This window comes from Microbacterium sp. Y356 (genome assembly GCF_059445355.1).
The window spans coordinates 149,350-175,167 of sequence record NZ_JCAIUE010000003.1; the positions used below are offsets into that span (position 1 = coordinate 149,350).

Annotated in this window: 25 protein-coding genes; 13 read left to right on the forward strand and 12 right to left on the reverse strand. The window is 63.9% G+C overall.

Going from position 1 to position 25,818, the window contains the following annotated elements; all coding sequences use genetic code 11:
• Positions 1-4: 4 nt before the first annotated feature.
• Together ctaD and AC1C2Q_RS16345 are read left to right on the forward strand one after the other, a co-directional pair.
• Positions 5-1,738 carry an aa3-type cytochrome oxidase subunit I gene (ctaD, locus tag AC1C2Q_RS16340; protein WP_495450988.1) on the forward strand — a complete coding sequence of 578 codons (1,734 nt, stop codon included), beginning with the start codon at positions 5-7 and terminating at the stop codon, positions 1,736-1,738.
• A 3-nt stretch (positions 1,739-1,741) separates the two neighbouring features.
• Positions 1,742-2,176: a cytochrome c oxidase subunit 4 gene (locus tag AC1C2Q_RS16345; protein ID WP_495450989.1), complete on the forward strand. Its 435-nt coding sequence runs from the start codon at positions 1,742-1,744 to the stop codon at positions 2,174-2,176.
• A 274-nt stretch (positions 2,177-2,450) separates the two neighbouring features.
• On the opposite strand, the gene AC1C2Q_RS16350 is transcribed toward AC1C2Q_RS16345, so the two are convergent.
• The 5 genes from AC1C2Q_RS16350 to ctaE all read right to left on the reverse strand — a co-directional run bounded on the left by AC1C2Q_RS16350 (position 2,451) and on the right by ctaE (position 7,454).
• Positions 2,451-2,870, reverse strand: a complete 420-nt coding sequence (locus AC1C2Q_RS16350; protein WP_495428496.1) for a rhodanese-like domain-containing protein — start codon at positions 2,868-2,870, stop codon at positions 2,451-2,453.
• Positions 2,871-3,016: 146 nt separating this feature from the next.
• Positions 3,017-4,831 (reverse strand): cytochrome bc1 complex cytochrome b subunit, encoded by a 1,815-nt coding sequence (gene qcrB, locus AC1C2Q_RS16355; protein ID WP_495450990.1) that lies wholly within the window; start codon positions 4,829-4,831, stop codon positions 3,017-3,019.
• Positions 4,828-5,901, reverse strand: coding sequence for a cytochrome bc1 complex Rieske iron-sulfur subunit (qcrA, locus tag AC1C2Q_RS16360; protein ID WP_495450991.1), 1,074 nt, complete (start codon positions 5,899-5,901; stop codon positions 4,828-4,830). The genes qcrB and qcrA overlap by 4 nt, the downstream gene beginning before the upstream one ends.
• Before the next feature lie 36 nt (positions 5,902-5,937).
• Positions 5,938-6,741: a cytochrome bc1 complex diheme cytochrome c subunit gene (gene qcrC / locus AC1C2Q_RS16365; RefSeq protein ID WP_495428499.1), complete on the reverse strand. Its 804-nt coding sequence runs from the start codon at positions 6,739-6,741 to the stop codon at positions 5,938-5,940.
• A gap of 20 nt (positions 6,742-6,761) precedes the next feature.
• Positions 6,762-7,454, reverse strand: a complete 693-nt coding sequence (ctaE, locus tag AC1C2Q_RS16370) for an aa3-type cytochrome oxidase subunit III (protein WP_495428500.1) — start codon at positions 7,452-7,454, stop codon at positions 6,762-6,764.
• Positions 7,455-7,597: 143 nt separating this feature from the next.
• Between ctaE and trpD the strand changes: the two genes are divergently transcribed.
• Together trpD and AC1C2Q_RS16380 are read left to right on the forward strand one after the other, a co-directional pair.
• Complete coding sequence (gene trpD, locus AC1C2Q_RS16375) at positions 7,598-8,662, forward strand: anthranilate phosphoribosyltransferase (protein ID WP_495428501.1); 1,065 nt, start codon at positions 7,598-7,600, stop codon at positions 8,660-8,662.
• 6 nt (positions 8,663-8,668) lie between these two features.
• Positions 8,669-9,655, forward strand: a complete 987-nt coding sequence (locus tag AC1C2Q_RS16380) for a PHP domain-containing protein (RefSeq protein WP_495450993.1) — start codon at positions 8,669-8,671, stop codon at positions 9,653-9,655.
• 43 nt (positions 9,656-9,698) lie between these two features.
• Here AC1C2Q_RS16380 and AC1C2Q_RS16385 read toward each other — a convergent pair whose 3' ends face one another.
• Genes AC1C2Q_RS16385 through AC1C2Q_RS16395 form a run of 3 tightly spaced genes read right to left on the reverse strand, consistent with a single transcriptional unit; the run spans position 9,699 to position 12,022 of the window.
• On the reverse strand, positions 9,699-10,619 hold the full coding sequence (locus tag AC1C2Q_RS16385) for a 5'-3' exonuclease (RefSeq protein ID WP_495450994.1): 921 nt from the start codon (positions 10,617-10,619) through the stop codon (positions 9,699-9,701).
• Between the two features lie 36 nt (positions 10,620-10,655).
• On the reverse strand, positions 10,656-11,489 hold the full coding sequence (locus AC1C2Q_RS16390) for a hypothetical protein (RefSeq protein WP_495450996.1): 834 nt from the start codon (positions 11,487-11,489) through the stop codon (positions 10,656-10,658).
• The gene (locus AC1C2Q_RS16395; RefSeq protein WP_495450998.1) at positions 11,483-12,022 is read right to left on the reverse strand and encodes a hypothetical protein; all 540 of its coding nucleotides are present in this window, start codon (positions 12,020-12,022) and stop codon (positions 11,483-11,485) included. Before AC1C2Q_RS16395 ends, AC1C2Q_RS16390 begins: the two co-directional genes overlap by 7 nt.
• 210 nt (positions 12,023-12,232) lie before the next feature.
• Here AC1C2Q_RS16395 and rpsA point away from each other — a divergent pair, with 210 nt between their 5' ends.
• From rpsA to AC1C2Q_RS16440, 9 genes are all read left to right on the forward strand, one after another.
• Positions 12,233-13,687 carry a 30S ribosomal protein S1 gene (gene rpsA / locus AC1C2Q_RS16400; RefSeq protein WP_495428506.1) on the forward strand — a complete coding sequence of 485 codons (1,455 nt, stop codon included), beginning with the start codon at positions 12,233-12,235 and terminating at the stop codon, positions 13,685-13,687.
• A 136-nt stretch (positions 13,688-13,823) separates the two neighbouring features.
• Positions 13,824-14,678 (forward strand): ABC transporter ATP-binding protein, encoded by an 855-nt coding sequence (locus AC1C2Q_RS16405; RefSeq protein ID WP_495450999.1) that lies wholly within the window; start codon positions 13,824-13,826, stop codon positions 14,676-14,678.
• Positions 14,675-15,715 carry an aliphatic sulfonate ABC transporter substrate-binding protein gene (locus AC1C2Q_RS16410; RefSeq protein ID WP_495451000.1) on the forward strand — a complete coding sequence of 347 codons (1,041 nt, stop codon included), beginning with the start codon at positions 14,675-14,677 and terminating at the stop codon, positions 15,713-15,715. The genes AC1C2Q_RS16405 and AC1C2Q_RS16410 overlap by 4 nt, the downstream gene beginning before the upstream one ends.
• A complete protein-coding gene (locus AC1C2Q_RS16415) occupies positions 15,712-16,572 on the forward strand; it encodes an ABC transporter permease (protein WP_495428509.1) in 861 nt (286 codons plus the stop codon). The genes AC1C2Q_RS16410 and AC1C2Q_RS16415 overlap by 4 nt, the downstream gene beginning before the upstream one ends.
• Positions 16,573-16,574: 2 nt before the next feature.
• A complete protein-coding gene (gene acs, locus AC1C2Q_RS16420; protein WP_495451001.1) occupies positions 16,575-18,563 on the forward strand; it encodes an acetate--CoA ligase in 1,989 nt (662 codons plus the stop codon).
• Between the two features lie 8 nt (positions 18,564-18,571).
• On the forward strand, positions 18,572-19,876 hold the full coding sequence (locus tag AC1C2Q_RS16425) for an O-acetylhomoserine aminocarboxypropyltransferase/cysteine synthase family protein (RefSeq protein ID WP_495451002.1): 1,305 nt from the start codon (positions 18,572-18,574) through the stop codon (positions 19,874-19,876).
• Positions 19,873-20,439, forward strand: a complete 567-nt coding sequence (locus AC1C2Q_RS16430; RefSeq protein ID WP_495451003.1) for a CoA-binding protein — start codon at positions 19,873-19,875, stop codon at positions 20,437-20,439. The genes AC1C2Q_RS16425 and AC1C2Q_RS16430 overlap by 4 nt, the downstream gene beginning before the upstream one ends.
• A gap of 91 nt (positions 20,440-20,530) precedes the next feature.
• Complete coding sequence (locus tag AC1C2Q_RS16435; protein WP_495451004.1) at positions 20,531-22,171, forward strand: sensor histidine kinase; 1,641 nt, start codon at positions 20,531-20,533, stop codon at positions 22,169-22,171.
• A gap of 3 nt (positions 22,172-22,174) precedes the next feature.
• Positions 22,175-23,329: a hypothetical protein gene (locus AC1C2Q_RS16440; protein WP_495451005.1), complete on the forward strand. Its 1,155-nt coding sequence runs from the start codon at positions 22,175-22,177 to the stop codon at positions 23,327-23,329.
• A 3-nt stretch (positions 23,330-23,332) separates the two neighbouring features.
• Here the strand turns inward: AC1C2Q_RS16440 and AC1C2Q_RS16445 are convergent, their stop codons facing one another.
• The 4 genes from AC1C2Q_RS16445 to AC1C2Q_RS16460 form a co-directional block, all read right to left on the reverse strand.
• Positions 23,333-24,070: a response regulator transcription factor gene (locus AC1C2Q_RS16445; RefSeq protein ID WP_495451006.1), complete on the reverse strand. Its 738-nt coding sequence runs from the start codon at positions 24,068-24,070 to the stop codon at positions 23,333-23,335.
• 95 nt (positions 24,071-24,165) lie between these two features.
• Positions 24,166-24,696, reverse strand: a complete 531-nt coding sequence (locus AC1C2Q_RS16450; RefSeq protein WP_495451007.1) for a hypothetical protein — start codon at positions 24,694-24,696, stop codon at positions 24,166-24,168.
• Positions 24,693-25,235 carry an LAVTG motif-containing sortase-dependent surface protein gene (locus AC1C2Q_RS16455; protein ID WP_495451008.1) on the reverse strand — a complete coding sequence of 181 codons (543 nt, stop codon included), beginning with the start codon at positions 25,233-25,235 and terminating at the stop codon, positions 24,693-24,695. Before AC1C2Q_RS16455 ends, AC1C2Q_RS16450 begins: the two co-directional genes overlap by 4 nt.
• The gene (locus tag AC1C2Q_RS16460) at positions 25,232-25,762 is read right to left on the reverse strand and encodes a signal peptidase I (protein ID WP_495451009.1); all 531 of its coding nucleotides are present in this window, start codon (positions 25,760-25,762) and stop codon (positions 25,232-25,234) included. Before AC1C2Q_RS16460 ends, AC1C2Q_RS16455 begins: the two co-directional genes overlap by 4 nt.
• Between the last annotated feature and the right edge of the window lie 56 nt (positions 25,763-25,818).

Consider the following 25,818-nt stretch of genomic DNA (forward strand, 5'->3'; position numbering starts at 1 on the left):
CCTCATGTCGACCAATTCCGCAACCGGAGCGCGTCCTACCGCCACACCGGCACGTCAGGCAGCTCTGCTGAGCTCCTCGCGTACCGAGCAGAAGGGCAACATCGTCGTCAAGTGGATCACGTCCACTGACCACAAGACGATCGGGTACATGTACCTGATCGCATCTGTACTGTTCTTCCTCCTCGGCGGTGTGATGGCTCTCATCATCCGTGCCGAGCTCTTCGCTCCTGGGATGCAGATCGTCCCCACGAAGGAGCAGTACAACCAGCTGTTCACGATGCACGGCACGATCATGCTGCTCATGTTCGCGACGCCACTGTTCGCCGGCTTCGCGAACGCGATCCTACCGCTGCAGCTCGGCGCTCCTGACGTGGCGTTCCCGCGTCTGAACGCCTTCGCGTTCTGGCTGTTCCTCTTCGGCTCGATCATCGCCGTCGCTGGATTCCTCACGCCACAGGGTGCAGCCTCCTTCGGATGGTTCGCTTACCAACCGCTCGCGAACGCGACGTTCTCGCCGGGCGTGGGTGGAAACCTGTGGATGGTCGGCCTCGGCATGTCCGGTTTCGGCACGATCCTCGGTGCGGTGAACTTCATCACCACAGTCATCACCATGCGCGCTCCTGGCATGACGATGTGGCGCATGCCGATTTTCTCCTGGAACGTTCTCGTCACCAGCCTGCTGATCCTGATGGCATTCCCGGTTCTTGCAGCCGCGATCTTCGCAGCAGCTGCGGACCGCATCCTCGGTGCACACATCTATGATCCGGCCAATGGTGGCGTGCTTCTCTGGCAGCACCTGTTCTGGTTCTTCGGTCACCCTGAGGTGTACATCATTGCGTTGCCGTTCTTCGGCATCGTGTCGGAGATCTTCCCGGTGTTCAGCCGCAAGCCGATCTTCGGCTACAAGACGCTGATCTATGCAACGATCGCGATCGCGGCGCTCTCGGTTGCCGTGTGGGCGCACCACATGTACGTGACCGGCGGTGTGCTGTTGCCGTTCTTCGCGTTGATGACCATGCTCATCGCGGTGCCGACGGGTGTGAAGATCTTCAACTGGATCGGCACGCTCTGGCGAGGGTCCGTAACCTTCGAGACGCCGATGGTTTTCGCCCTCGGCTTCCTGGTGTCGTTCGTCTTCGGTGGTCTGACCGGTGTCATCCTCGCGGCTCCGCCGCTGGACTTCCACCTCAGCGACTCGTACTTCATCGTCGCTCACTTCCACTACGTGGTCTTCGGCACCGTCGTGTTCGCCATGTTCGCCGGTTTCTACTTCTGGTGGCCAAAGTGGACCGGACGCATGCTCAACGAGCGTCTCGGTTACGTGCACTTCTGGATGCTGTTCATCGGCTTCCACATGACGTTCCTCATCCAGCACTGGTTGGGTGTCGACGGAATGGTGCGTCGCTACGCGGACTACTCGGAAGCTGACGGCTGGACCTGGGGCAACCAGGTGTCGACCATTGGCGCGATCATCCTTGGTGCCTCGATGCTGCCGTTCTTCCTGAACGTCTGGATTACCGCGCGCAAGGCGCCCAAGGTCATGGTCAACGACCCGTGGGGCTACGGTGGATCGCTCGAGTGGGCGACTAGCTGCCCGCCGCCGCGCCACAACTTCACGTCGATCCCGCGCATCCGTAGTGAGCGTCCTGCGTTCGATCTGAACCACCCTGAGGCTGCAGAGCATCCGGTTGAGGCACCCGTGCCTGTACTTGCCGGTGCGAGCGGAGAGGCCAAGTAAGCCATGCGTTCAAATGTTGTTCTCTGGTGGGTCCTCACCGTCTTCTTCCTCGTCGTCGCCGCGACGTACACCATCTGGCACATCGTTGCGTATCCCGAACTCGTCGGTGCCGCCAAGGTGGAGTGGGTCGGTTCGGTAGCACTGCTATTCGCCGCCTTCATGGGCGCGATGGTCGCCGTTTACCTGCAGCGCACGCACAAGGCGCAGGGTGGAGAGTTGCCGGAAGACATCCTCACCGCCGATATCGACGACGGTGATCCTGAGCTTGGTGAGTACAGCCCCTGGTCATGGTGGCCGATCGTTCTCGCCTCATCCGCAGCAGTGTTCCTCGTCGGCATGGCCGTCGGTCACTTCCTGCTGCCGATCGGTGTAGCGATCTTCGCGGTCGCCATCGTCGGTTGGGTGTACGAGTACTACCGCGGACACTTCGCTCGCTAAGTTCTGAGCAGTCTACGAAGAAGGCCCCTGGATGAGTCCAGGGGCCTTCTTCGTGTGCGGAGTGGTCACGCGGGGCCGGGAGGTGTCGCAGTTGGTCGCCTCGTGCCCGCGGATGCGGCAATCTGCGACCCTCGCCGAGGGGATGCGGCGGCGGGCGTGGCTGGCGGTGTCGCAGTTGGTCGCCTCGTGCGCGCGGACGCGGCAATCTGCGACCCTCGCCGGGGCGCGGGGCGCTACCGTGGTCGGGCGCTACCGTGGTCGCGCGCCCCGCCATTCAGGAACGCGTGCGGATGCGCGGAACGCCCGTGAGTGGGTCGACTGGGCGCCGATGGATGCCGTCGTGATCCTCCACTGGATAACCCTCGCGTACCCAGTACTCGAAGCCGCCGATCATCTCACGGACCGGATAGCCGAGCTTCGCGAACTCAAGCGCTCCCTTGGCCCCGGCGTTGCATCCGGGACTCCAGCAGTAGACGACGACGTCGGTGCCAGCCGGGATCTCCTGCGCTGCACGTGAAGCGATCTCGCTGTAGTGCATGTGCACAGCGCCAGGAACGCGTCCCTGAGCCCACGCCTCGTCTGAACGGACATCGATGACCACGACATCCTCTCCGGCCTTCTGGCGGGCATAGAGGTCGCTGGCGTCTGTCTCGTAGGCGAGTTTGGCGGCGAAGAAGTCAGCGCGATCGATCATGGCTTCAGCCTATTGCCCGTCATTCGTGCGGAGGAAGGCTCGCTCCAGTCGCTCAGCGCAGGATTCCCGCCATTCTCCGTGGGTAAAGCGATACGAAGAAGGGCCCCGTCCAAATGGACGAGGCCCTTGAGTAGGGGAGGGGAGTGTTACTCGCCCTCCTCCGACTTCTTCTTGGACTTCTTGACCGGATCAGTGGCAATCACTGTGCTCGGAGTGTTGGGCGTCTCGCCCACGTGCGTCTCCGCAGGAGGTGTCAGCGCGGCGTCAGGGGCGCCAGCACGCTCGTGAGCGCCCTGGATCTCCTCAGCCTCAATGTCAGCCGTGTGAGACGTCACGTGGTGCTGGTGTGCGTCTGCGGCATCCACCTCGGTCTGCGTGAGCGGGGCCAGACGATCCTCGTAGAACCAGCGAGAGACCGACGAGCGCACATTCTCGGTCCACGAGATGCGTCCCTTGGCGTTCGGACGAACGACGAGAGGCTCGTAGTTGTCGATGTCCATGAGCTTCCAGCGGTCGTACTTGTCGACCGGCTGGTGCACCTCGATGAACTCGCCACCGGGGAGGCGGACGATCCGACCGGACTCGTAGCCGTGCAGCACGATCTCACGGTCCTTCTTCTGCAGCGCGAGACAGATGCGCTTGGTGATGAAGTAGCCGAGGATCGGGCCAAGGAACAGCAGTGCCTGCAGCGTGTGGATGACGCCTTCCATCGTGAGCATGAAGTGCGTCGCGATGAGGTCGGAGGATGCCGCGGCCCACAGGACTGCGTAGAAGATGACTCCTGCAGCGCCGATCGCAGTGCGCGTCGCGGCGTTACGCGGGCGCTGGGCGAGGTGGTGCTCACGCTTGTCTCCGGTGACCCACGCCTCGATGAAGGGGTAGATCGCGACGAGAACGATGAAAAGACCGAGCACGGCGACCGGAATGAGGATGCCGAGCGAGAGCGTGCGCTCCAGGAAGACGATGTCCAGGTGCGGCGGGGCAAGACGCAGCGCGCCATCCGCGAAGCCGATATACCAGTCAGGCTGGGTTCCGGCAGACACGGGGGACGGGTCATACGGGCCGTATGCCCAGACCGGGTTGATCTGGAAGAACGTCGCGATCAGCACGATGGTGCCGAAGACGATGAACAGGTACCCGCCCATCTTGGACATGTAGATCGGCATCATCGGGTAGCCCACGACGTTGTCGTTCGTGCGGCCGGGGCCAGCGAACTGCGTGTGCTTGTTGATGATCATGAGCATCAGGTGCACCACGATCAGTGCGATGACCAGTAGCGGGAGCAACAGAATGTGCAACGAATACAGGCGGCCGACGATGTCGTCGCCGGGGAACTCACCGCCGAAGAGGATGAACGAGGTCCACGTACCGATCAGCGGGATGCCCTTGACCATGCCGTCGATGATGCGCAGGCCGTTGCCGGAGAGCAGGTCATCGGGGAGCGAGTAGCCAGTGAAACCCTCGGCCAGCGCCAGGACGAACAGCACGAAGCCGATCACCCAGTTGAGCTCGCGGGGCTTACGGAATGCACCGGTGAAGAATACGCGGAGCATGTGGATGCCGATACCAGCCACAAAGACGAGTGCCGCCCAGTGATGGATCTGGCGGACCAGGAGGCCACCGCGCAAATCGAAGGAGATGTGCAGTGTCGACTCGAGGGCGGCAGACATCTCAATGCCACGCATAGGTGCATACGCACCCGTGTAGTGGGTCGGAACCATCGACGCGTCGAAGAAGAACGTCAGAAAGGAGCCGGAGATGAACACCACGACGAAGCTCCACAGAGCAATCTCGCCGAGCATGAACGACCAGTGGTCGGGGAAGATCTTGCGACCCAGCTCCTTGACGAAGCCGGAGATGCTGGTGCGCTCATCGATGTAGTTCGACGCTGCGCCGATGAATCGGCCTCCCAGAGGGGCGTTGGTGTCCTTGTCCTCTTTGGACAGCGTTGCGGTACTCAATGGCGCTCCCAGAAGCTCGGGCCGACAGGTTCGGTGAAGTCGCTGCGTGCGATGAGGTAGCCCTCATCGTCGACGTCGATCGGCAGCTGCGGCAGCGGGCGGGCCGCCGGGCCGAAGATGACCTTTGCGTGGTCGGTCACGTCGAACTGCGACTGGTGGCAGGGGCACAGCAGGTGGTGTGTCTGCTGCTCGTACAGAGCGACAGGGCAGCCGACGTGCGTGCAGACCTTGGAGTACGCGACGATGCCGTCGTACGACCAGTCCTTGCGGTCCTCGGCCTCGATGAGCTGCTCAGGGCGCAGGCGCATCATCAGCACGATCGCCTTGGCCTTCTCTTCGAGGTAGCCGTCGTGGTGCGACAGTGAGGCGAGATCTTCCGGAATCACATGGAAAGCGGAGCCCAACGTGACATCCGCTGCGCGGATGGGAGTGCCGTCTGGATCGCGCACCAGGCGCTGCCCCTTCTCCCACATCGTCTGCTTCAGCAGTACGACGGGGTCTCCGGCATAAGGGTCTTCCGGTGTGCTGTGCGGCGCAAGACCGCGGAAAAGTGTGACACCAGGAATGATCGATGCAACGACCGCTGCGATCAGCGAGTTGCGAATCATCGTGCGTCGACCGAACCCGGATTCCTCGTTGGCCGCTGCGAACGCCTGGATGGCAGCCTCGCGTGTCGCGTCAGTGCCACGCGTGGGGTGGCGCATCTCGATGTGTTCCTTGTCGGACATCAACGCCTTCGACCAGTGAATGGCGCCGATACCGATGCAGAGGAGTGCGAGAGCGATTCCCAGACCGATGAAGAGGTTGTTGTACCGGATCGAAGCCAGGGAGCCATCTTCGATCGGGAACAGCATGTATGCAGCGACTGCCCAGATGCTGCCAGCGAGCGACAGATAGAACAGGGTGTAAACCGTGCGGTCCGCGCGCTTCTCAGCCTTGGGATCCTTGTCGGTCATCCGCTCGCGGTGAGCCGGCAGGCCCGGGTTCTGCACGGGATCGCTGACTGCGACACCCAGCCCCGGAGAGGGCCGGTAGGCCCTGTCAAGAGCCTGCGAGTCGTCGTGTGCCATGGTGCTCCTCGTACGTTCCTTCTCGATGATTAAGCGTTAGTTGGACTTCGCCGTGATCCACACGGTGATCGCGACTAGGCCGCCGATGCCGAAGATCCAGACGAACAGGCCCTCAGATACGGGACCCAAGTTTCCGAGCGTGAAGCCGCCGATCGACACCGCGTCCTGCTGGAAGAGCAGCGCGGAGATGATGTCGCGCTTGTCTTCGTCAGACAGGTTCATGTCACCGAACACAGGCATGTTCTGCGGGCCGGTGACCATGGCTGCGTAGATGTGCAGGGCGCTCGTGTTGGCGAGTCCGGGGGCGTACTTGCCCTCGGTGAGCGCGCCACCAGCGGCGGATACGTTGTGGCACATCGCGCAGTTGACGCGGAAGAGCTCAGCGCCGTGCGCTACATCGCCGCCACCATCGAGGATCTCGTCCGACGGGTAGGTGGGGCCAGGTGCTTCGCTCTGCACGAAGGAAGCCATGGCTTCGATCTGCGGCTGCGTGAACTGTGCCGGCTTCTGTGGTGCCTGCGGGCCCTGCATCTGCAGGGGCATGCGGCCAGTGGCGAGCTGGAACTCGACGGAAAGTTCGCCGACGCCGTAGAGGCTCGGACCGTTGTCAGTTCCCTGCAGGTCAAGCCCGTGGCAGGTTGCACAGTTGGCCTGGAACAGCTTCTTGCCGTCCTCGACGGTGAGCTGTGTGCTCGCCGTGGGCTGCGTGTCTGTGGAGGCGATTGCCGCGGATGCTCCAGCGTAGATTCCGCCGGTGATGAGGAGACCAGCTCCAATCAGCGCCGCAGCGGCCAGGGGGTTACGACGTCCAGTTGAGCGACGCTTCTTCTCTCGTGCCATTTCGCAGGTCAGCTCCGCTCTTATTTCAGGAAGTAGATGACGAAGAACAGCACGATCCAGACGACGTCAACGAAGTGCCAGTAGTAGGACACAACGATCGAGGAAGTCGCTTCCTTGTGCGTGAAGTTCTTCACTGCGAACGCGCGGCCCATGATGAGTAGGAACGCGATGAGTCCGCCGGTGACGTGGATGGCGTGGAAGCCAGTGGTCAGGTAGAAGGCCGAGGCGTAGGCGTCAGCCTGGATCGGCATGCCTTCGGTGACCAGCGTTGCGTACTCCCAGACCTGACCGGAGACGAAGATCGCGCCGAGCACGAAGGTGAGCCAGAACCACTCGGTCATTCCCCAACCGAACAGGCGGCGACGGCCTGCGCCGTTCACCTGGCCCTTCTTGATGCGGTAGGACTGGAGGTCCTCTGCAGCGAACACGCCCATCTGGCATGTGAAGGAGGACAGCACCAGGATCGCGGTGTTGACCGCGGCGAACGGAACGTTCAGCAGTTCGGTGCGGTCAGCCCACAGCTCGGGAGAGGTGCTTCGGAGGGTGAAGTAAATCGCGAACAAACCCGCGAAGAACATCACCTCGCTGCCGAGCCACACAATGGTGCCGACAGCTACCGAGTTCGGGCGCTTGATGGTTCTTGCCGCCGGGGCATAGGTCGCTGAGGTGGTCACTCTTCCATTATGGCCGATACGCGAGCGTGATTCTTGCATCCGTGCCACCCGTTTCGCTGTTCACCTACTTAGGGGAACCTAAGAACCACCTGCGAATACTCGGTGAATTCAACGAAAAACAAGGATGCACTGCCGCGGGGCGGGTGCGCAAGGATTTTATTCACGCAGATAGGATCACTCACATGGCTGATTCCCTGACCTGGCCCGATGTGCTCACCACTCTCCTGGAACGACGCGACCTCAGCGTCTGGGAGTCGACCTGGGCCATGCGCCAGGTGATGCAGGGTGACGTGTCTGACGCCAAACTGGCCGGATTCCTCATCGCACTTCGTGCCAAGGGTGAGACGGTCGACGAGATCGTCGGCTTCCGCGACGCCATTCTCGAAGCGGCGGTCCCGCTTCCGGTCTCACCCAACGTTCTGGACATCGTCGGCACCGGTGGCGATCGCTTCGGCACGGTGAACGTTTCGACAACCGCGGCGGTCATCATCGGCGCGACGGGCATTCCGGTTGTGAAACACGGCAACCGCGCGGCGAGTTCTGCTTCGGGCTCATCGGACGTGCTCGGCGCGCTGGGGCTTCAGCTGTCGCTGTCTCCGGCGGACGTCGCGACGGTTCTGGATCGCACCGGCATCACGTTCGCGTGGGCTGCGGCCTTCCACCCTGGTTTCAAGCACGCAGGCCCTGCGCGTGCTGAGCTCGGCGTTCCGACGGTTTTCAACATGCTGGGTCCGCTGTGCAACCCGGCGCGTGCGGAGGCGAACGCCGTTGGTGTCGCTCAGCTGGAACGAGTGCCGTTGATCACGGGTGTGTTCCGCACTCGTGGTGCTACGGCGCTCGTCTTCCGTGGGGACGACGGCCTCGACGAGCTGACCACCACCGGTCACAGTCGCATCTGGGAGGTCACTCGTGGTGACATTCACGAGCACGATCTCGATCCGCGCGACCTCAGCATCCCCACCGCGCAGATTGCCGATCTCATCGGAGGCTCACCAGAGCACAACGCCGGTGTCCTGCGGGACACCCTGGCAGGAAAGAAAGGTCCGGTGCGCGACATCGTGCTGCTGAACGCAGCTGCGGGCATTGTCGCGTTTGAGTTGTCGCAGGATGCGGCGCAGGTGCAGCGACCTATCCTTGAGCGTCTGCGCGACGGCTTCGCTAGAGCTGAAGCGGCGGTTGACGATGGCAGCGCGGCGGCGAAGCTGGAAGCGTGGGTGGAAACCACCCGCGAGCTCGCCTCAGCCTGAGACATCATGGATCCCGTTGACGCTCTTCTTGAGATCGCGACGCTGCTCGAGCGTGAGCGCGCATCGCGCTATCGAGCCAAGGCGTTTCGTCAGGCTGCGGCCACACTGCAGGGACTGTCGGATGCGGTGAGGAATGACCCAACGCGCCTGCGCGCAGCGAAGGGCATCGGAGAATCCACATTTTCTGTTATCCGACAGGCTCAGGCGGGGGACGTGCCTGAATACCTGATCGAATTGCGCGGCAAGGTGGAACCGGAGCGTGTTTCTGAGCTGCGCAGGAAGCTGCGCGGAGATCTGCACTCGCATACGGAATGGTCAGACGGTACGACTTCCATCCGCACCATGGCAGAGGCTGCCCGAGCCCTCGGGCACGATTATCTCGCGATCACCGACCATTCGCCGAGGCTCACAGTCGCCAGAGGATTGTCTGCGGAGCGGCTGCGCGAACAGATCCCTCTGGTGCGCGCCGAGTCCAGGGATGCGTTCACGATGCTGGCGGGCATTGAGGTCGACATACTCGATGATGGCGCGCTCGATCAGGAATCTGCGCTGTTGAGTGCGCTCGATATCGTCGTGGCGTCCGTGCATTCCCACCTTCGTATGGAGTCGCGCCCGATGACGGCGCGCATGATCGCCGCTGTCTCGAATCCACATGTGAATGTGCTCGGCCACTGCACGGGGCGGCTCGTGCAGGGGGAGCGGGGAACGCGGCCCGCATCACAGTTCGATGCACGTGCGGTCTTCGACGCATGTGCCGAGCACGGCGTCGCCGTGGAGATTAACTCCCGTCCCGAACGTCAGGATCCACCTGATGAGTTGATCGCGCTGGCGCTGGATGCCGGATGCCTGTTCTCGCTGGACTCGGACGCGCACGCGCCGGGGCATCTCTCGCTGCTGGACTATGGCGCTGAGCGCGCGGAGAAGGCCGGGGTGCCGGCTGAACGCATCGTGACGACATGGGGCCTGGAGCGGCTTCGGGCATGGGCGGATTGACCGCCGCGATGTCCGTCGCCTTCCGCCGGGCCGAGTAGCTTCGCTATCGTGCGAGCGCCGCGATGGCTCGATCCATCGATGAGCCGAGATTCCACCGCTCGGCGAGGTCGACGGCGACGTCGGACTCGGCCGGATCGAGTGCGCGGACAGCGTCGGTCGGAGGGGTGATGTCGAGTGCCCTGGCGACCTCAACAACGGTCGGGGCGACATCGAGGTAGGCGGAAGCCGCGAGGATCTTCGCTCCCACGCCAGCGCTCATGCCCTTACCCGCAGCCGCGGCGGCCCGGATCTGGGTGAGATCGCCGTGGGTCTGCAGCAGGGTGGCCGCGGTCTTCTCGCCGACACCGGCAACCCCGGGGAGTCCATCGGAGGCATCGCCGCGCATCGTGGCGAAGTCGGCGTACTGCGAGGGGAGCACGCCATATTTCTTCACGACTGTTTCATCAGTGACGACTTCGAGATTGCTCATACCGCGTGCGGTGTAGACGACTCGGATGCCGCGGGCGTCGTCGATGAGTTGGAACAGGTCGCGATCGCCAGTGACGATGTCGACGGGCATGGTGGCGCGGGTCGCCAGAGTGCCGATGACGTCGTCTGCCTCGTGCTCGGCGACGCCGATGATCGGGATGCCGAGCGCAGTCAGAGACTCGCGAATGAGCGGAAGCTGTGCCTCGAGCGGGTCAGGGACCTCTTCGACGTCGGGCCCGGCGGCGACGACTTCGACGACCCGATGCGCTTTATAGCTGGGGATGAGATCGACTCGCCACTGCGGGCGCCAGTCGTCGTCCCAGCAGGCGACGATGTGTGTCGGCTCATAAAGCTTGACGAGCTTCGCGACGATGTCGAGCAGACCTCGTACGGCGTTCACCGACGAGCCATCGGGGGCCTTCACCTTGTCTGGCACGCCGTAGAACGCTCGGAAATAGAGGGATGCGGTATCCAGCAGCATCAGCTTGTCGCTCATGAGTTCAGCATTGCACAGGCCTCCGACGCGTCGTGATCAGCAGCCGGGTGAGGTCGGGTTCTGTTGGCAAGTGTGGGCGACCAGCGCAGTGTGCGCCTCGAAGATGCGGACCTCCTGCGCGGCACCGGTCGCCGTCACCTCGCCGGCGATGGGAAACCAGCCGATGCCGAAGTCGACCGCCGCCGTATATCGAGTGTTCACGTGAGCGGAGAACGTGCCTCGATCAGCGTAGGTATGGCTCGTGTCTGTGGGGGTGAACTGCGCCTGACCGAGCTCATCCCAACTCTGACCGCCCGCCGCGGTGGTAGCGGTGCCGCCGTCACCGTAGTCGAAGTCATAGCCGGATGGAGTGAAGCGCACGGTGACAGGGAAGCCGAACAACTCGCCGCCGACCGTGTGCTCGGACGCCGTTGCCACGAAGTTTGTCGGCAGTCCGACGACTCCGACGTTGTCGGGCTCGCCAGCTATCGGAGATCCCGACGGGGCGAATCGGGCGATGTCGCTGATAGTGACGGCGGGGATCTCGACGACGTCCTCTTGTTCTTCGTCGGGCTCCGTCTCTGCGCCTTCGAAACAGCGGATGTAGGAGTTCCAATCCTCCAGACACTCGACCAAGTCGACAATGATCGGCTTGGGCAGGGGATCGGGATCCTGGCCGTCGCTGCCGATCGGCCTGATTTGCGGACGGTCAGAATGGCCCGGTGATCCCGGTGATCCGGGGACCTCTTCGGTGTCGCCGATCACGACGTCTTCGTCGTCATTGGGGCACTTGCCTGTTATCTGCAGTGTTGCGAGATCACATTCAGCGAAGGCTTCGGGAGACTCGGAGGTGCTCACTAGCAATGCGATGACCAGGGCGGAGATTAACATTCTGACTCTTCGGCCGGCGTTGAGCGAGAGATCAGCAACTCCTGGCTGTTACCGGAGAATTCGACGCTGAGCTTGCCTCGCTCAGGACGATCGGATGGGGTGATGTCGGTGTCGCTCGCGTCAACAACACGTGAGTCAGAGATGTCAATACAGATCTCGGTGCGGATTGTCACTACCGATTCGTTGACATCCGTTTCGAGCAGAACGAGCTCATGTATTTTGCTCGCCCCGATAATTCGAATGCCCTGGTCGTTCAAGCTTCGCTGGGTCTGAACATCCGCTTCCAGGGCCTCGCCGGTCAGATAGGCCTCCGGAGGAGTACCGCCAGCCCCAACTGCGCGCTTCGCAGCCGCACCCAAGTAGGCCCGATACACCTCTTCCGCGGCGGCGAATGCCTCTTCCTCTGTCGCGAATGCGGCAGTCGGTGTCGGACTCGGAGCGGGTTCAGGCGCGCAGGCGCACAGAGATCCTGCGGTCAGCGCCAGCAGTGCCAGCATCCGAATCCGGTTCGCCCTTGATCGCAGAAAAGTCACCCGCATACGGTAACGCGAACTCGCAGAATCCCGCCGAAGTTATCCACAACATCATCGTGGGTGTTTCTCTGATATTCTGAAGTGTCACTTGTGGCGTGGACATGCGCGCCCAGTGTCGAACAAACCAAATCCATCTGCTCTCCGGCGATGATTCACGCATGCGTGAGCGCCGGGAAGCCCGAGTTTTCACCCACAAGGACAACCTACTAAATGACTACCGCAACGACCGCCCCGGCCACCAAGCAGGTCGCCATCAATGACATCGGATCTGCTGAGGACTTCCTGGCCGCGGTCGAGAAGACTCTGAAGTTCTTCAACGACGGCGACATCATCGAAGGAACGATCGTCAAGATCGACCGCGATGAGGTTCTGCTCGACGTCGGGTACAAGACTGAGGGTGTCATCCCCTCCCGCGAACTTTCCATCAAGCACGATGTTGACCCCAATGAGGTTGTCAAGGTCGGCGACGAGGTCGAGGCTCTTGTTCTCCAGAAGGAGGACAAGGAAGGCCGTCTGATCCTGTCCAAGAAGCGTGCGCAGTACGAGCGCGCTTGGGGCGACGTCGAGAAGATCAAGGAAGACGACGGTGTTGTCACCGGAACCGTCATCGAGGTCGTCAAGGGTGGCCTCATCGTTGACATCGGTCTCCGTGGCTTCCTGCCGGCATCGCTCATCGAGCTGCGTCGTGTCCGCGACCTGACCCCGTACCTGGGCCAGGAGATCGAGGCCAAGATCCTCGAGCTGGACAAGAACCGCAACAACGTCGTTCTGAGCCGCCGCGCGCTGCTCGAGCAGACGCAGTCCGAGTCTCGTACGACGTTCCTCAACAACCTGCACAAGGGTCAGGTTCGCAAGGGTGTCGTCTCGTCGATCGTCAACTTCGGTGCGTTCGTTGATCTGGGTGGCGTTGACGGCCTCGTGCACGTCTCTGAGCTGTCCTGGAAGCACATCGAGCACGCTTCTGAGGTTGTCGAGGTTGGCCAGGAGGTCACCGTCGAGATCCTTGAGGTCGACCTCGACCGTGAGCGCGTCTCCCTGTCGCTGAAGGCAACGCAGGAAGACCCGTGGCAGGTCTTCGCCCGCACCCACGCGATCGGTCAGATCGCTGCGGGTAAGGTCACCAAGCTCGTTCCGTTCGGTGCATTCGTTCGCGTCGCAGACGGCATCGAGGGTCTCGTTCACATCTCCGAGCTCTCCAGCAAGCACGTCGAGTTGGCTGAGCAGGTTGTCTCTGTCAGCGAAGAGGTCTTCGTCAAGGTCATCGACATCGACCTCGAGCGTCGCCGCATCTCGCTGTCTCTCAAGCAGGCCAACGAGTCGGTCGACCTCACCAGCACCGAGTTCGACCCGGCACTGTACGGCATGCTCGCCGAGTACGACGAGAACGGCGAGTACAAGTACCCGGAGGGCTTCGACGCCGAGTCCGGTGCCTGGAAGGACGGCTTCGACGAGGCTCGCGAGAAGTGGGAGCAGGAGTACGCTGCAGCCCAGACTCGTTGGGAAGCTCACAAGGTTGCGGTTGCCAAGGCAGCCGAGGCCGAGGCCGCTGCAGGCGACGACTTCGCTGCATCGCAGACATTCACGAGTGACTCCGGCGCCGGCACGCTTGCCGACGACGAGGCTCTCGCGGCTCTGCGCGAGAAGCTCTCGGGCGGCAACGCTTAAGCACGCTTTTTCTGGAACGGGTCGTCACCTTCGGGTGGCGGCCCGTTCCGCGTTGGTGGACGTGCTGATCCTCCCTGCGTGACCAAACATTACGTTCGTTTTCGTAACATTGGGATGCGTCCATGACGATGGAGGTATGTTCTCCACCCTCGCTATGCCGCGCGCAGTCGCCGAACCGGTTGCAGCCGGCGCTGCGAACGCGGTTCGACTCGAGAACATCGAGCGCGGCTTCGCGATGCCCGAGGGCCGACGAGAGGTACTCCGTGACGTCGACGTCGACGTTGCCGCGGGGGAGATCGTCGCCGTCATCGGTCCGTCCGGATGCGGCAAATCAACCTTCCTTCGCCTCGTCGGAGGACTCGACGTCCCCAGCCGCGGAAACATCCTTCTCGACGGTGCGGGTGTCACCGACACCGACGAGCGCACGGCGATCGCCTTCCAGGAGCCGCGGCTGTTTCCTTGGCGCACACTCGCACAGAACGTCGAGCTCGGGCTTCCGCGTGGTACCCGCCGCCGCGCGGGACAGGAACGCGTACGGGAACTGCTCCACCTCGTGGGCCTCGACCACGCCGCCGACCAGCATCCGCGTCAGGTATCGGGCGGAATGGCACAGCGCGCGTCGCTTGCGCGTGCCCTTGCACGCAACCCCGGTGTGCTCCTGCTCGACGAGCCGTTCGGCGCGCTAGACGCACTTACACGCCTGCGCATGCAAGATCTTCTCCTGAAGATCCACGCCGCAGAGCCCACGACCATCCTTCTCGTCACACATGATGTCGAAGAGGCCCTCTATCTCGCCGATCGTGTGCTGCTGTTGCGCTCACTCGTCGACGAAGCCGACACGGATGCGCCGTCCATCGCGCGCACGATCACCGTGCCCGGCATCCGCCCGCGTGACCGCGCCGATCGCGGCCTCGCGGACCTTCGCGCCGACCTTCTAGAAGGACTCGGCGTCGATACCCACCACCGCATTTCCACTGAGGAGACCCGATGAGCAACATCACCCGCCGAATTGTTCCTGCGATCGCCATCGCCGGAACGATGATGCTCATCGCTACCGGCTGCGTCGCCGGTGAGAATGCCGATGCCGCGAGCACGGATGACGCCACATCCACGAGTGAGTGGTCCTCTGACACGCTCACCGTCGATTTCGCCACGTACAACCCCCTCAGCCTCGTCATCCGCGACCAGGGCATTCTCGAAGAGATCCTCGGCGACGATGTCGATGTCGAATGGGTGCAGTCTGCCGGATCAAACAAGGCCAATGAGCTGCTGCGCTCCGGCTCGGTCGACGTCGGCTCAACGGCCGGCTCCGCGGCGCTGCTCGCGCGTGCGAACGGCTCGCCCATCCAGGTCATCGACATCTACTCGCAGCCGGAGTGGTCGGCGATCGTCGTCGGCCCCGACAGCGGCATCACCTCGCTCGAAGACCTCGCAGGCACCTCGATTGCTGCCACCAAGGGCACCGACCCCTACTTCTTCCTGCTCCAGGCGCTGGAAGAAGGCGGTCTGACGCTCGATGACGTCGAGGTGCAGAACCTGCAGCACGCCGACGGTCGCGCGGCGCTTGACGGCGGATCGGTCGATGCATGGGCGGGACTCGACCCGATCATGGCCGCAGCCGAGGTGGAGTCGGGCGACCAGCTCATCTACCGCAACGTCGACTTCAACACGTATGGCTTCCTCAACGCCACAGAGGACTTCATCAACAACCACCCCGACCTCGCCCAGGCTGTCGTCGACGCCTACGAGCAGGCGCGCGCGTGGGCTCTGGAGAACCCGGAAGAGACCGCTGCGCTGCTCGCCGAGGTCGCGAGCATCGACATCGAGGTCGCGACGACCGTCATCGAGGAGCGCTCGAACCTCGACGTCAACGGAGTCCCCGGCGAAGCACAGCTTGAGGTACTGGAGAAGATTGCCCCCGTGCTCGTCGACTCCGGCGACGTCCTGGGCGGTCAGGCATCCCTCGACAAGGCGCTTGAGACAATCGTGAACGCCACGTTCGCCGAGAAGGCGGTCGGCGGCGAGTGAGCATCCCGGACCAGCGAGTGGTCGTACCCGCAGATTCGCGCGACGCGCTCGATTTCGCAAAGGGCGAGCGCCGTCGAGCGGATGCCGGCACCCGCAGCATCTGGGATCGCACCGGTGCGCGCGTGGCTGCAGGCCTGCTGCTGCCGGTCATCATCTTCGCAGCCTGGCAGTTCGTGACGACAACAGGTCTCGTGCCGCCGTATCGCCTTCCCACGCCGGCATCGGTACTCGCTGCCGGTGTGGAGCTCGCCGAGCGCGGACAACTCTGGACCCACATCGCCATCTCCGTGCAGCGTGTACTGCTCGGCTTCGCAATCGGGTCTGTGATCGGTCTCGCCGCGGCAGGAGTCGTCGGGCTGTCGAAGCTCGGTGACATCCTGCTCAGCCCGACGTTGGCCGCCGTGCGCGCCGTGCCGTCGCTGGCCTGGGTGCCGCTGCTCATTCTCTGGCTGCAGATCGGCGAGGAGTCGAAGGTCACGCTTATCGCGATCGGTGCGTTCTTCCCGGTGTACACCACCGTCGCTTCGGCTCTGCGTCACGTCGATCCTCAGCTCGTCGAGGCCGGTCGCTCGTTCAGTCTGCGCGGGTGGTCGCTGTTTCGCACCGTTCAGCTTCCTGCAGTCGTGCCATCGGTGGTCTCAGGGCTACGCCTCGCCCTCGCGCAGGCGTGGCTGTTCCTCGTCGCCGCGGAACTCATCGCCTCGTCGATGGGTTTGGGCTTCCTGCTGACCGATTCGCAGAACAGCGGCCGTGTTGACCGCATCCTGCTGTCGATTGTGTTGTTGGCATTGCTTGGCACGGTCACCAACGGAATTCTCGCGCTGGTCGAGAAGTACCTGCTCAAGAAGTGGGCCTGAGCATGACCGAAGCACGACTGCAGGAGACCCGTGTGTACCCGCCGCCTGCGGCGTTCACTGCGCAGGCGAACGTGAAGGGTGACATCTACGCGAAGGCGGATGCTGATCCGATCGCGTTCTGGGAGCAGGCAGCCCGCCGGCTGGACTGGTTTGAACCATGGCACACCGCGCACGAGTGGGAGCCTCCGACGGGCGACGCGATCCCCGCGGCGCGATGGTTCGTCGGAGGCACGCTTAACGTCGCCTACAACTGTGTCGATCGACACGTCGCCGCCGGACTCGGAGACAAAGTCGCGCTGCACTTCGAAGGCGAGCCGGGGGATCGCACCACGGTCACCTACGCAGACCTGCAGCGCCGAGTATCTCAGGCAGCGAACGCCCTGCTCGCGCTCGGTATCGGGCCGGGCGACCGTGTCGTAATTTACCTCCCGGTGCTCGTCGAGACGATCGTGATCACCCTCGCGTGTGCGCGTGTCGGCGCGGTACACTCGCTCGTCTTCGGCGGATTCTCGGCTGAAGCTGTGCGCTTCAGACTCGCCGACACCGGCGCCAAGCTGCTCGTCACCAGCGACGGCCAGTTCCGTCGCGGGTCTGCGACTGAGGTCAAGTCGACGGCAGACATCGCTGCGGCCGACCTTCCAGAACTTGAACATGTGCTGGTGCTGCGACGCACAGGCCAAGACGTGCCGTGGACCGAGGGGCGCGATGTCTGGTGGCACGACGTCGTCGACACTGCGTCGACCGAACATGAGGCGCAGCCCTTCGATGCGGAGCATCCGCTCTTCATCATCTACACCTCCGGCACCACAGGGAAGCCGAAGGGCCTCGTCCACACTTCGGGTGGCTATCTCACGCACACGAGTTGGGCGCACTGGGCACACTTCGATGCGAAGCCCGACGACGTGCATTGGTGCACGGCTGACCTGGCTTGGGTGACAGCGCACACCTATGAGATCTATGGTCCGTTGTCGAACGGCCTGACGCAGGTGATCTATGAGGGAACGCCGGACAGTCCTCACCGCGAACGTCACCTGGAGATCATCGAGCGCTACGGAGTGACGGTCTACTACACCGCGCCCACGCTCATCCGCACGTTCATGACGTGGTTCGGCGACAGTCTTCCTGCGGGTCACGACCTGTCCAGCATCCGTCTGCTCGGCACGGTCGGCGAAGCGATCAATCCTGAGGCGTGGGTGTGGTTCCGCCGCACGTTCGGTCGGGACGAGCTGCCGATTGTCGACACCTGGTGGCAGTCAGAAACTGGTGCGGCGATGATCGTTCCGCTTCCGGGCGTCACGACCCTGAAGCCAGGATCGGCGACCGTTCCGCTGCCAGGTATTGACGCGACAGTGGTCGACGAAAACGGCGATGAAGTCGCCCCCGGCCGCTCGGGGACGCTCGTCGTGCGTCGTCCCTGGCCAGGAATGGCGCGCACGGTGTGGGGAAACCCGCAGCGGTATCGTGACTCGTACTGGTCTGCGTATGCCGGCCACGGCGAGTTCGGCGGGTATTACGTTGCCGGCGACGGTGCGACGAAGGATACCGATGGGCACGTCTGGATTCTCGGACGACTGGATGACGTCGTGAATGTCTCTGGTCACCGCCTGTCCACGATCGAGATCGAATCTGCCCTCGTCGCGCACAACACCGTGGGCGAGGCAGGCACGGCCGGAGTCTTCGATGCGGTCACAGGGCAGGCAGTGGTCGCGTTCGTCACTCCGTCGGGAACGGCAGAGCTGATGGCATCCGATCTTCGTATGCAGGTGGCGACCGCGATCGGACCGGTGGCGAAGCCCAAACACATTGTCGTCGTGCCGGATCTGCCCAAGACGCGCTCGGGCAAGATCATGCGCAGGCTGCTCGCGCAGCTGTGGGAGGCTGAACAGGATCGCCGCGCCGGCCGCACACCGAGTCCGCTAGGCGACACCACCTCCCTGCAAAACCCTGACGCAGTGGACGGCATCGCTGCCGCGCTCGCGGCGACTGAATGAAGGAAGTCATGACGGAAGAACATCGCTTCGGGTTCCGCACCCGCGCACTCCACGCGGGTGGAACACCGGATGCCGCCACTGGCGCGCGCGCCGTGCCGATCTACCAGACCACTTCGTTCGTGTTCGACGACGCTGCGGATGCCGGAAACCTCTTCGCCCTGCAGAAGTACGGCAACATCTACTCCCGCATCGGCAACCCCACTGTCGCCGCGCTGGAAGAGCGACTGGCGTCCCTGGAAGGCGGAATCGGGGCTGTCGCCACAGCCTCGGGAATGAGTGCGGAGTTCATCACCTTCGCTGCCCTCGTCGGTGCCGGTGACCATGTGGTCGCCTCTGCCCAGCTTTACGGTGGCACGGTCACGCAGCTGGATGTCACGCTGCGACGTTTTGGCGTCAAGACGACCTTTGTACCCTCCAGCGACCCGGCTGACTTCGCTGCAGCTATCCGCCCGGAGACGAAGGTCGTCTACGTCGAGATGATCGGCAACCCGTCCGGTGAGATCGCCGACATCGAGGGGCTCGCCGCCGTCGCGCACGAGGCTGGAGTGCCTCTCGTGGTGGATGCCACGCTGGCGACGCCGTACCTCTCCCGCCCGCTCGAGCACGGTGCCGACATCGTCATCCACTCGGTGACGAAGTTCCTCGGCGGTCACGGCACGACGCTCGGCGGAATCGTCATCGAGAAGGGTACGTTCGACTGGGGTAACGGAAAGTTCCCGCAGATGACCGAGCCCGTCGAGTCGTACGGCGGCATCAAGTGGTGGGACAACTTCGGCGAGTACGGCTTCCTCACCAAGCTCCGATCCGAGCAGCTTCGCGACATCGGCCCAGCACTCAGCCCGCAGTCGGCGTTCAACCTTCTCCAGGGCGTCGAGACGCTCCCGCAGCGCATCGATGCCCACCTCGCGAACGCACGCATCGTCGCGGAATGGCTCGACTCGGATCCTCGCGTCTCCTACGTCACGTGGGCCGGTCTCGACAACCACCCGCACCGTGATCGTGCCGCGAAGTATCTTCCGCTCGGCCCCGGCTCTGTCTTCGCGTTCGGTGTTGCGGCCGAAGACGGTCGCCGCGCCGGTGAGACGGTGATTGAGAACCTGCAGCTCGCCTCACACCTGGCGAACATCGGTGATGCTCGCACGCTCGTCATCCATCCCGCATCCACGACGCACCGCCAACTGACCGAGGATCAGCTCGCCGCAGCAGGCGTGCGTCCTGACCTGATCCGTATCTCGGTCGGGCTGGAGGATTCGGATGACATCATCTGGGACCTTGACCAGGCCCTCACTACAGCGACGGGAGCGACCCGATGAGTTCCGTCGACGCCTGCGAATTCACCCCTCCCGTGGCTGATGCCGCAGCCTGCGCGCTGCCGGCAGCATCCGTTCCCGGTCGCAGTTGGCAGGCACCAAACCAGCAGGAGCGGTTCGCGCTGCTGCGCCGGTCGAAGTCCGTAGCCATAGTCGGAGCGTCGAACAACCCCGCGCGTGCGTCGTACTTCGTCACCACGTACCTGCTTTCCAGCTCTACCTATGACGTGTACCTCGTCAACCCGCGCGAGACGGAGATCCTCGGTCGGCCGGTCTATGCGTCGCTCGCCGACCTTCCGGTCGTTCCCGACATCGTGGATGTCTTTCGCAAGCACGACGACCTTCCCGGTGTTGCGCAGGAAGCTATCGACGTCGGAGCGAAGGCGCTGTGGCTGCAGCTCGGCTCCTGGAACGAAGAGGCCGCCGCGTCTGCGGAGGCTGGCGGACTTTCCGTCGTCATGGATCGCTGCATCAAGATCGAGCACGCGCGATTCCACGGCGGATTGCATTTGGCGGGCTTCGACACGGGAGTGATCAGCTCAATGCGTCAGCTGCTGGCTCGCTGAGTCCAGGGGCGTTCGAAACATAGGATGGCGTCATCGACGCCGTCGGTACGCTCGAACACAGTTGTGTACTCGGGCACGATAACGTTCATGCATGAGCGCGCGCCCACGATGGTGGCACACGACGGGTGCGGGTGACCGCACCCGCGAACGTGCGGCCACCGTAAACCAGCTTCTGGCAGGTTTCGTCGCGCTCGTGGCAAGTGTTGTCGTGTCAGTTGCGGGCGCCGTCGAGCAGCCGAGCCTACTGATGTCGGGGCTGGGGCTGCTCTTCGTCGTCACGGGGGTCACGATCGTCGTGCCGTGGAACAGGCTCCCGCCGCCGGCGGTTGCGGTCGTTCCGCTCGTCGACGTAGCCGCGATCACGCTGATGGAAATATCCAGCCCGGCGGCAGGCATGTCCCTGCTCTGGGTTTTTCCGGCGCTGTGGCTCTCATCCGTGTTCGGAATGATCGGCCTCGTCGGCAGCATCGTCATCATCAGCGTCGCCTTCTGGACCACGGCTGCGCTGGCGTCATACGGCGAGATCCGGCCGACGCTGGTGCTTTTTCCTGTGACGACGGCGGTGATCGCCACCACCGCTTTTCTCACCGCCCGGCGCTCGAACGCCCAGCGGGTGCTGCTGGCCAAGCAGGGCGAATCGCTTACGCGCGCAGTCGATCGTGCGCGGCGCCAGGAGCTCCTCCTCACCGAAATCCTCGACGCCGTCGACTTCGGCGTGGTGCACTTTGCCGGGGACAGCGCAACGACGACGGCGAATGAAGCCCACGCCCAGTTGCTGGCGGCGCCAGAGCGCGGCGAAGCTGACGAGTCGCGTGCGGTGTACGGGCCCGATGGCCTGACCCCGCTGCTGCGCGATGACGAGCCGCTCGTGCGAGCCAGACGGGGTGAGACATTCGAGTCGATGCTCGTCTGGTACGGAGCGCCGGGTTCGAAGCGCCGCGCGCTGAGCGTGACCTCTCGGACATTGCGCAGACCGGACAGCACCTCTTTGGGTGGGCTGGTCGTGTCGCGCGACGTGACGACAGAGCTCATGGCGTTACGCGCACGTGAGGACCTGATCGCCTCCGTGTCGCATGAACTGCGCACGCCTCTCACATCGATCCTGGGATACGTCGACCTCGTCCTCGACTCGCCGGGACTGCAACCGTCAGCGCGGTCGAGCCTCGAGGTCGTCGAGCGCAATTCGTCGCGACTGCTTCAGATCGTCGCGGACCTGCTTGCAGCGTCCGCCGACGCCCGAGGTGGTATCGCGCTCACCTTTCACCCGGAGCGCACCGAGCTCTCCGACCTCGCCCACGCCGCGGTTGACGCGATCAGCAGTCAGGCGCGGGCGCGGTCGATCACGCTCGACGCGACGGGCGTCGAACCCGTGACCGCATGGATCGATCCACTGCGCATGCGACAAGTGGTCGACAACCTGCTCAGTAACGCGGTGAAGTATCACCACGAGGGCGGCAGGGTAGACGTCGGACTGACCTCCGATCGCGACCACGCCTGGTTTCTGGTGCGTGACAACGGCCCCGGCATCCGTGCCGAAGAGGTTCCCCTGTTGTTTGATCGCTTCTATCGAGCGGATGCCGTGAGAAACACCTCCACCCATGGCAGTGGGCTCGGACTGGCGATCAGTCTCGACATAATGCGGGCGCAGCGCGGTGAGATCAGCGTGCGCACGAAAGAAGGCAAGGGCAGCACGTTCATCGTGCGCGTTCCCCTGCGAAAAGCGGAGGAGTAATTCATGCAACTGGATATCCTGTCGGTGTCGGTGACGACGGCGGTCGTCGTCAACGTCTCAGGCATCTTCTACCTGCTCGAGATGGTTCTTCGCCGCGAGGAGCGGGGCGGCCGGATCTGGGCCCTCTCCTTCCTCGCCGGCATGCTCGCCACCGTCAGCTACTTGATCTGGGCCCTCGACCTCGGCACGATCTGGCCATTGGCGGTTGGCAATGGCGCGCTGGTGGCGTCGGCCGGATTCATGTGGGTCGGATGCCGTGCTTTCAACGGCCGAACCTTGCGCGCGACCGTCATCCTCGTCGTGGCCGGGTCGCTCGTGGCCTACCAAGCGACCGTGCTCGATGCGCCGAGCGGTGACTGGGCCGGGGTGCTCCCCATGTTCCTGCTGATCGCTCTGTACGCCGGGGCGGGCGGGGTGGAGTCGCTGCGCGGTGAGATGGGACGCCACCGCAATGCCACGGGGTTTGCCGTGGTGCTGATGCTGGTGTGCGTGTACTACGTCGCGCGCAGCATCGCGTTCGTGTCCGAGGGACCGGAAGGGACTGTGTTTCTTACCTGGTTCGGCACAGCCAGCACTTCCGTTGTGACGGTGGTGCTCACGATCGTCGCTCTGCTGACGACTTCGGTGCTGCGGGCGGAGCGTGCCCGCGTTCACGGCGTGACCACCATGCTGGAACTGCGGCGCACCGACGACGGTATCCTGCCGGCGGAGACTTTCTCGATGATCTTCAATGAGCTGATCGACCGGGCATCGGCCAAGGGAGAGACGGTCGGTGCCGTATCGGTGCGAATCGACGATCTCGACCAGATCGCCACGGCCTTCGGCGGGTTCGAGGCTGAGGGCGTCGCGGTGGCCTGGCGGGGGGCGACCCGGGCATCGGCGCCGTCCCAGTCGTTGGTGGGTGAGGACGGCGAGGGTGGGCTCACCGTGGCGATTCTCCCGGTGTCGACCGCAGCCGCCCGCGTCATCGCGATATCAGTGCGCGACGCCGTCGTCGCTGCAGTCAGCGAGGCCGAGATCACTGCGACGCCCACGATCGCGGTCGGCACGGCCGTGGCATCCGACCCCGGTGCGACCGCCGCCGCGCTTATAGCAGCCGCGCGCGGGGCGGCCGCCGATGATGCGGGCGAGGTCGCTGAGGTGAGTGCGGTGGAGTAAGGCTTAAGCTACGGCGCGCCGATAGCCGACACCGCGAACGGTCTCGATCCATCGCGGGCTGGCAGGCGACTCGCCGAGTTTACGTCGCAGATTTGCGACGTGAACCTCAATGGCACGCTCATCGTGCTCGGTGACGAACCCCGCCTGGGTGTCGCGGTCCCCGCGCAGCAACAGCGCGAGCTCGCTCTTGGAGACCACACGGCCACCGGCATCGAGCAGGTCGAGGAGGATGTCGAACTCGCTGCGGGTGAGATCAACATCCTTGCCGTCGACCTCGACGAGACGCCGCGCTCCGTTCGCGCGGAGCCCGCGATACTCGAGCCAATCATCGTCGATGGCAGGGAGTGTAGGCTCGATCGGCGCCACGGCTGCGTGCCGAGGGCGACGCATCATGGCCTCGATCCGGGCACGCAGTTCGCGCGGGCGGAACGGCTTGGTCACGTAGTCGTCGGCACCGGCTTGCAGCCCCTGGAGGATGTCGATCTCTTCGGCCCGGGCGGTGAGCATCACGATGTAGGTGGAACTCAGAGCACGGATGCGCCTCGCCGTCTCGAATCCGTCCATCCCCGGCATGCTGACGTCGAGCGTCGTTACGACGGGGTGGTGGTCACCGACCAGCTTCAGCCCTGCTTCACCCGTGCCCGCCGTGTACGTGGTGAACCCGGCGTTACCGAGAACCTCGCCCAGAAGTGAGCGGATGTCAGGGTCGTCTTCGATGACGACCGCCACTTGCTGGTCCACTGGAATATCCTCCGCTGCCACAGCGCACGGGGTAGGCGACGTGACATCGGCGATGATATCCCAGAACACGCTTCGGAATGCGCGGCCAGGCACCGTCACCACCCGCAGATGTTGTCTTCAGCGTGCCCGTCCTGGTCGACGACGAAGTATGCGTTGCGTGCCCACTCAGGGGTACGCCCGGACACCACAGGCAGTTCCTCGCACATCCAGTCCGCGTTCGGCGTGAACTGGGCACCTGCTGAGCGGATCGAGGCACCGTTCCAGTCCCACTCCGCTGTAGGGAGCCCGTTTTGGTGGACCGCGGCGCGCAAGTCGGCGGTGAACGACACCCACTCCGTTCCTCCAGGAATATCGAAGTTGACCCAGTAGTGCCGGGTGCCATCGCGCACCGCATCCCATGGCTGGTAGGTGATGCTTGAGATGCTGCATGACACCTCGTTTCCCCACTGATCGTAGGCATTGCACGAGCCCATAATGGGTGCCCAGGTGCCGGCGGTCGCCGTGGCAGTGACGTTCGTTTGATCGTTCCACGCGGCCTGCGTCGAAGACAGGGCAGCGGCGCTGGCGCCGACACCGAAGACGGTGAGGGCTGCGAGTGTGATCGCGAGGAGTCGCTGGCCGATCATGATGCTTCTTCCTGTTCTTCTTCCTTGCGGCGACGCCCAACGAGCACGATGATCACGCCGCCGATGAGGGCTGCGAGACCGGCACTGAGTGCGGTGGCCTCGAGCGTTCCGCCGGTGATTGCTAGCGGGGCATCCGCTTCGACGAATGTGAGCGTTGCCGAGGCTGACGTGGTTGCACCCTGGTCGATTTCGGTGGGCATCCGTACCGTGGCGCGGAGCTCGTATGTGCCGGCAGCGAATGTGGTGCCGGCCAGGTTCTCCCACTGCACACACACGTCGCCGGCGTCGCATAGGCGAGCCGACCAGTGTGCGCCGCTGCCGTTGAACGTCGAGTTCGTCGATGCGACGCGGGCGCGAACGGGCACTTCCAGCGGCTCGGAGACGGTACGCGATTCGCCGGGGAGCATCGCGCTGAGCCTGACGTCGACCGGAACGGCGGTCACGGCGACAGTCGGGCCGGCGAGTGCCAGGCACATCGTCGCTCCGAGGAGCGCTGCCGCCAGCACCAGGCCTGTAGCGCGGCGGCCTCGGGGCTTCATGCGTGCACGGTGGCGGGACGTTGCACTCGCGTGCGGGGGGCCGCGGGAATGAGCAGCGACAGGCCGAGCAGCGAGATCATGCCGATCAGCAGGGGGATGACCACTGCGGGTGTCGTGATGCGCATGACCGCGGTGCCCATGCCCGCCAACTGTAGGGCAGGCTGCCAGACTGAGGCTCCGACGGTGTAGTCCAGGGCGTCGGAGAACTCGTTGTTGTCGCCTTTCATCGAGATCGTGAACTGGCCGGCGCCTGCGGGGACGATGTTCTCGATGCGGTGAGTGACGAGTGTGCCCGTCAGCGCCGACGGCAGGCTGACGACGTCGCCGACTTCGAGGCGGGCGGTGTCGACCTGGGTCGCGATGAGAAGGTCGCCCGTCATGATGCCCGGCTCCATCGAGCCCGAGATGACCACGAGCGGCTTGATCATGCCGGCGGTGGTGGCGCCCCATACGAGGCCGCATAGGATGCCGATGGCGGCAAGCACCCACAGGAGGCCGAGTGCGAAGCGGCGCAGAAGCTGCATCATGTCAGGGATCCTTTGCTGTGAGGTGCGGTGGTGTTCGGTGCCGTGATCTTGTTTCG

Coding starts and splice junctions, on each gene's coding strand:
- ctaD (WP_495450988.1), top strand. CDS start 5: ATGTCGACCAATTCCGCAACCGGAGCGCGTCCTACCGCCACACCGGCA.
- AC1C2Q_RS16345 (WP_495450989.1), top strand. CDS start 1,742: ATGCGTTCAAATGTTGTTCTCTGGTGGGTCCTCACCGTCTTCTTCCTC.
- AC1C2Q_RS16350 (WP_495428496.1), bottom strand. CDS start 2,870: ATGATCGATCGCGCTGACTTCTTCGCCGCCAAACTCGCCTACGAGACA.
- qcrA (WP_495450991.1), bottom strand. CDS start 5,901: ATGGCACACGACGACTCGCAGGCTCTTGACAGGGCCTACCGGCCCTCT.
- qcrC (WP_495428499.1), bottom strand. CDS start 6,741: ATGGCACGAGAGAAGAAGCGTCGCTCAACTGGACGTCGTAACCCCCTG.
- ctaE (WP_495428500.1), bottom strand. CDS start 7,454: ATGCAAGAATCACGCTCGCGTATCGGCCATAATGGAAGAGTGACCACC.
- trpD (WP_495428501.1), top strand. CDS start 7,598: ATGGCTGATTCCCTGACCTGGCCCGATGTGCTCACCACTCTCCTGGAA.
- AC1C2Q_RS16380 (WP_495450993.1), top strand. CDS start 8,669: ATGGATCCCGTTGACGCTCTTCTTGAGATCGCGACGCTGCTCGAGCGT.
- AC1C2Q_RS16385 (WP_495450994.1), bottom strand. CDS start 10,619: ATGAGCGACAAGCTGATGCTGCTGGATACCGCATCCCTCTATTTCCGA.
- AC1C2Q_RS16390 (WP_495450996.1), bottom strand. CDS start 11,489: ATGTTAATCTCCGCCCTGGTCATCGCATTGCTAGTGAGCACCTCCGAG.
- rpsA (WP_495428506.1), top strand. CDS start 12,233: ATGACTACCGCAACGACCGCCCCGGCCACCAAGCAGGTCGCCATCAAT.
- AC1C2Q_RS16405 (WP_495450999.1), top strand. CDS start 13,824: ATGTTCTCCACCCTCGCTATGCCGCGCGCAGTCGCCGAACCGGTTGCA.
- AC1C2Q_RS16410 (WP_495451000.1), top strand. CDS start 14,675: ATGAGCAACATCACCCGCCGAATTGTTCCTGCGATCGCCATCGCCGGA.
- acs (WP_495451001.1), top strand. CDS start 16,575: ATGACCGAAGCACGACTGCAGGAGACCCGTGTGTACCCGCCGCCTGCG.
- AC1C2Q_RS16425 (WP_495451002.1), top strand. CDS start 18,572: ATGACGGAAGAACATCGCTTCGGGTTCCGCACCCGCGCACTCCACGCG.
- AC1C2Q_RS16430 (WP_495451003.1), top strand. CDS start 19,873: ATGAGTTCCGTCGACGCCTGCGAATTCACCCCTCCCGTGGCTGATGCC.
- AC1C2Q_RS16435 (WP_495451004.1), top strand. CDS start 20,531: ATGAGCGCGCGCCCACGATGGTGGCACACGACGGGTGCGGGTGACCGC.
- AC1C2Q_RS16440 (WP_495451005.1), top strand. CDS start 22,175: ATGCAACTGGATATCCTGTCGGTGTCGGTGACGACGGCGGTCGTCGTC.
- AC1C2Q_RS16450 (WP_495451007.1), bottom strand. CDS start 24,696: ATGATCGGCCAGCGACTCCTCGCGATCACACTCGCAGCCCTCACCGTC.
- AC1C2Q_RS16455 (WP_495451008.1), bottom strand. CDS start 25,235: ATGAAGCCCCGAGGCCGCCGCGCTACAGGCCTGGTGCTGGCGGCAGCG.
- AC1C2Q_RS16460 (WP_495451009.1), bottom strand. CDS start 25,762: ATGATGCAGCTTCTGCGCCGCTTCGCACTCGGCCTCCTGTGGGTGCTT.